A 3,631-nucleotide genomic window follows, 5' to 3' on the forward strand; every position below is an offset into this window, starting at 1 on the left:
GACCGGAACCGGCCGCATGGCCTGACGCACGAGGGTGCGCGCATCGGCGGGATCGGCCGCGATCACACCACCTCGGGCGGTCCGGGCGCGCCGCAGATCCTCGTCGGTGTCGCAGTCCTCGGTGCCAGGCACGGCGACCGTCACGTACCGGTCGGGAAGCAGCGACTTCACCGGCCGGTTCACCACCGCGCCGTCGTACCCACCCAACCGTGCGGCGAGTGCAGCGCCGCGCCACGCAGCGAGCAGGAACTGGGTGTGCCCGTCCTCGTCGACCGCGAACGCGGCGTCGGCGTCGGCATCGTCGCGCAGCGCATCGACCAGTGCGATCAGCGTGTCCGAGGTGACGAACGGCAGGTCTGCGGCGAGCGTGAGGACGAGGGCGTCGGTGGGGATCGGTGCGGCGGCGAGCGCGGCGACCGGGCCTGCACCGGCGGGTGTTTCCTGCACCTGGCTGATCGCGGGATCGAGGTCGTCACGGTGCGGCCCGACGACGGTGACGCGTCGGCATTCGGCGACCGCGGCGAGGGCACTGTCGAGCATCCGCCGGCCGTGCACGACCAGCGCCGGTTTGTCGACACCACCCATCCTGCTCGCCCGTCCGCCCGCGACGATGATGGCCTCGGAACCGCTCAACCTGGTCATGGCGGCCATGTTGCCGCACCGCACCGTGTGATGTGCATCCGACCGGGTGTGATCGCCGTCGTTGCCTAGTCTGGATCGGGTGAGTCGAATCAGCTTCGTGTCAGTGCCGCCGGGAACGAATGTTCCCACCGACGGGCTGGCGGGATGGGCGCTGACCCTGATGGATCGGCTCGGCGGTCTCGGCGCCGGGCTGGCGATTGCCCTGGAGAATTTCTTCCCGCCGCTGCCCAGCGAGGTGATCCTGCCGCTCGCCGGGTTCGCGGCGAGCCTGGGCAGTTTCACCCTGGCCGGTGCACTGTTCTGGACGACCCTCGGGTCGCTGGTCGGCGCGCTGGGACTGTACGGGGTGGGTCGCGCGGTCGGTGAGGACCGGATCCGGCGGATCGTGGAGGCGATGCCACTGGTCGATGTCGCGGATCTGGACCGCACCGTGGTGTGGTTTCACCGGCACGGCGGCAAGTCGGTGTTCTTCGGCCGGATGGTGCCGATCTTCCGCAGCCTCATCTCGATTCCCGCCGGCATCACCGGCATGCCGCTGTGGCGATTCACGGCGCTCACCGTCGCGGGCAGCCTGATCTGGAACACGGTGTTCGTCGTCGCGGGCTTCACACTCGGGCAGAACTGGGCTCGGGTCGAACCGTATGCGGCGGGATTCCAGTACGTCGTGATCGTCGCGGTCGTCGTCGCGGTCGGTGTCTTGATCGTGCGCCGAGTGCTGCGCCGTCGTGCGCGTGGCCGGGACACCGGCTGATGAAGCGACGTCAGAATCGGTGCCGCGCCGCAGGCAAGTCGACCCGGCCGTCGCGGATCGGGGTGCCCTCGGCGGCGAGCCGGGCGAGTTGACGCCGCGCCAGGTGCGCCGAGGGTTTCCCCGACGCGGGCAGTACCCGATGCCACGGCAGGTCCGCGCTGTCCGTACGCATGATCCACCCGACGGTGCGTGGACTGGACAGTCCTGCGGCGCCTGCGATGTCGCCGTAGGTCGCGACCTTCCCCGCCGGAATCGACGCGACCAGCGCGCGGACGTGTTCGATCTGGGCGTCGGTGGTCGCGGCCATCTACAGCATTCCGCGGATCAGGGCCGCGGTTTCCGCCGGTCGTGCCTGGTCGATCATGTGGTCGCAGTCCAAGTCCAGCTCGGTCAGATTCGCGCCGAGACGTTCGGCGAGGGCCGCGCGGAACTCGTCGGTGACATACGACGGTTGCACCTTCGCGGCCCGCACGACGGTGGTCGGAAGGTGCGCGGGTGGCAGCGCGAAGTCGCGGGCCAGTTCGCTCCACGACGTGACCAGCGCGGGGACGAACAGCCGCCAGTTCACCCGGCCGGATTCCAACTCGATCAGGTGCTCGGTGATCTCGGCGTCGAGCAGTTCCTCGGCGACCTCCCCCCAGTCGCCGTGCACCTTCTCGGATCGCGCTTCGGCGGCGTCGGTGTAGTCGGGATAGCGGACCGTCAGGTCGGCGATCTCCTGCATCCGGTCGGGTGGCAGGCCGATCGCGGGATCCAGGAGCAGCAGGCCGTGTACCCGGTCGGGTGCGGCGGCCGCGAGATGCACGGCGAGGGCGCCACCGAACGAATGCCCGACGACCAGTACCGGTTCGGTGCAGTGTGCGTCGAGCACACCGAGCAGGTCCCGCACGTGTGTTTCGAAGGTCCACGGCGGTGTCCACGGCGACCGGCCGTGCCCGCGCAGGTCCGGCGCCACGAATCGGGTGTGCGGCAGGTGCCGGGCCGCGATGTGTTCCCACCGGCGTCCGTGCCCCGTCAGGCCGTGCAGCGCGAGGATCGGTGGGCCGTCCACGGGTCCGAACAGATGGGTGTGCAAGGGCGACGTGTTCACGGCGTCCACTATCTCAGCCGGCCCTGTCGGACCTGTCTGATGGGATAGGGCCATGACAGGGATCGACACCCGCACACCCGACCGGACACGCCGTCCGGCCGCGCGGCTGGTGCAGCGACCGGACACCGCACCCCCGCGCCGCGAATGGCCCGTCGACGTGCGCGGCGTGTTCGCCGACGCTCCGCCGCTGCCGCGGTGGCGGCCCTGGCAGATCCTCGGTGGCCCCGGCACCGGAAAGACGTCCCTGCTCGTCGACCTGGTGGTCTCCCGGATCTCGGCCGGCGCAGACCCGGACTCGATTCTGGTCCTCACCCATTCGCGGCGGGCAGCGACCGCGGTGCGCGAACAGATCACCGCGGGTCTGCTGCGTGACGGTGCCGTCACCGGTGCTCGTGCCACCCGCGAACCGCTGGTCCGGACCGTGCACTCGTATGCCTTCGCGGTGCTGCGGCTGCAGGCATCGGCGCACGGCAACCCGCCGCCGCGACTGATCACCGGTGCCGAACAGGACGCGGTGTTGCGCGAACTGCTGCGCGGCGACATCGACGACGGGGCAGGCATGTGGCCCGAGCGGCTGCGCCCCGCACTCGGCATGACCGGGTTCGCCGTCGAACTTCGCGACCTGATGCTGCGCGCCAACGAACGCGGACTCGGCCCCGAGGACCTCGTGGAACTGGGGCAGGAACGCGACCGACCCGAATGGGTCGCCGCCGGTCTGTTCGCCGAACGCTACGAGCAGGTGATGCTGCTGCGCGGCGCGGTCGGTCTCGAAGCCCCCGAGGCGACCGCACCGGCCCTCGACGCCGCCGAACTCGTCGGTGCCGCGCTGGCCGCGTTCGCCACCGACCCGGATCTGCTCGCGTCCGAACGCGGCCGCATCCGGCACCTGCTCGTCGACGACGCCCAGCACCTCGATCCGCAGTCCGCACAATTGATCCGGGCCATCGGTGTCGGTACCCGCACCGCCACCGTGGCAGGCGACCCCGACCAGACGGTGTTCACCTTCCGCGGCGCCGACCCTCGGTTCCTCACCGAACTCGCCGAGGCCGACTCGGAGCGGCACATCGTGCTCGGCACCAACCATCGGGCGGGCGCCGAGGTCGCCGCCGTCACCGACTCCATCGCACGCCGCCTGCCCGGCCTGCCCC

At 70.8% G+C, this 3,631-nt stretch carries 5 protein-coding genes; 2 read left to right on the plus strand and 3 right to left on the minus strand.

Going from position 1 to position 3,631, the window contains the following annotated elements; translation table 11 throughout:
* Positions 1–642, minus strand: a 642-nt coding sequence (mobA, locus tag WAX14_RS01045; protein ID WP_422626242.1) for a molybdenum cofactor guanylyltransferase, incomplete at its 3' end; no start/stop codon positions are given.
* Positions 643–739: 97 nt separating this feature from the next.
* Between mobA and WAX14_RS01050 the strand changes: the two genes are divergently transcribed.
* Positions 740–1,393, plus strand: coding sequence for a DedA family protein (locus WAX14_RS01050; RefSeq protein ID WP_422626246.1), 654 nt, complete (start codon positions 740–742; stop codon positions 1,391–1,393).
* Between the two features lie 10 nt (positions 1,394–1,403).
* Here WAX14_RS01050 and WAX14_RS01055 read toward each other — a convergent pair whose 3' ends face one another.
* Both WAX14_RS01055 and WAX14_RS01060 read right to left on the minus strand, forming a co-directional pair.
* On the minus strand, positions 1,404–1,700 hold the full coding sequence (locus WAX14_RS01055) for an MGMT family protein (protein WP_422626243.1): 297 nt from the start codon (positions 1,698–1,700) through the stop codon (positions 1,404–1,406).
* Complete coding sequence (locus tag WAX14_RS01060) at positions 1,701–2,537, minus strand: alpha/beta fold hydrolase (RefSeq protein ID WP_422626244.1); 837 nt, start codon at positions 2,535–2,537, stop codon at positions 1,701–1,703. It lies immediately after the preceding gene.
* Between WAX14_RS01060 and WAX14_RS01065 the strand changes: the two genes are divergently transcribed.
* The coding region (locus WAX14_RS01065; RefSeq protein WP_422626245.1) for a UvrD-helicase domain-containing protein at positions 2,536–3,631 on the plus strand (1,096 nt) is incomplete at its 3' end. The two genes, WAX14_RS01060 and WAX14_RS01065, sit on opposite strands and share 2 nt — an antisense overlap.

Origin of the sequence: Rhodococcus sp. (in: high G+C Gram-positive bacteria), from assembly GCF_049299235.1 — a bacterium.
GTDB lineage: Bacteria > Actinomycetota > Actinomycetes > Mycobacteriales > Mycobacteriaceae > Rhodococcus.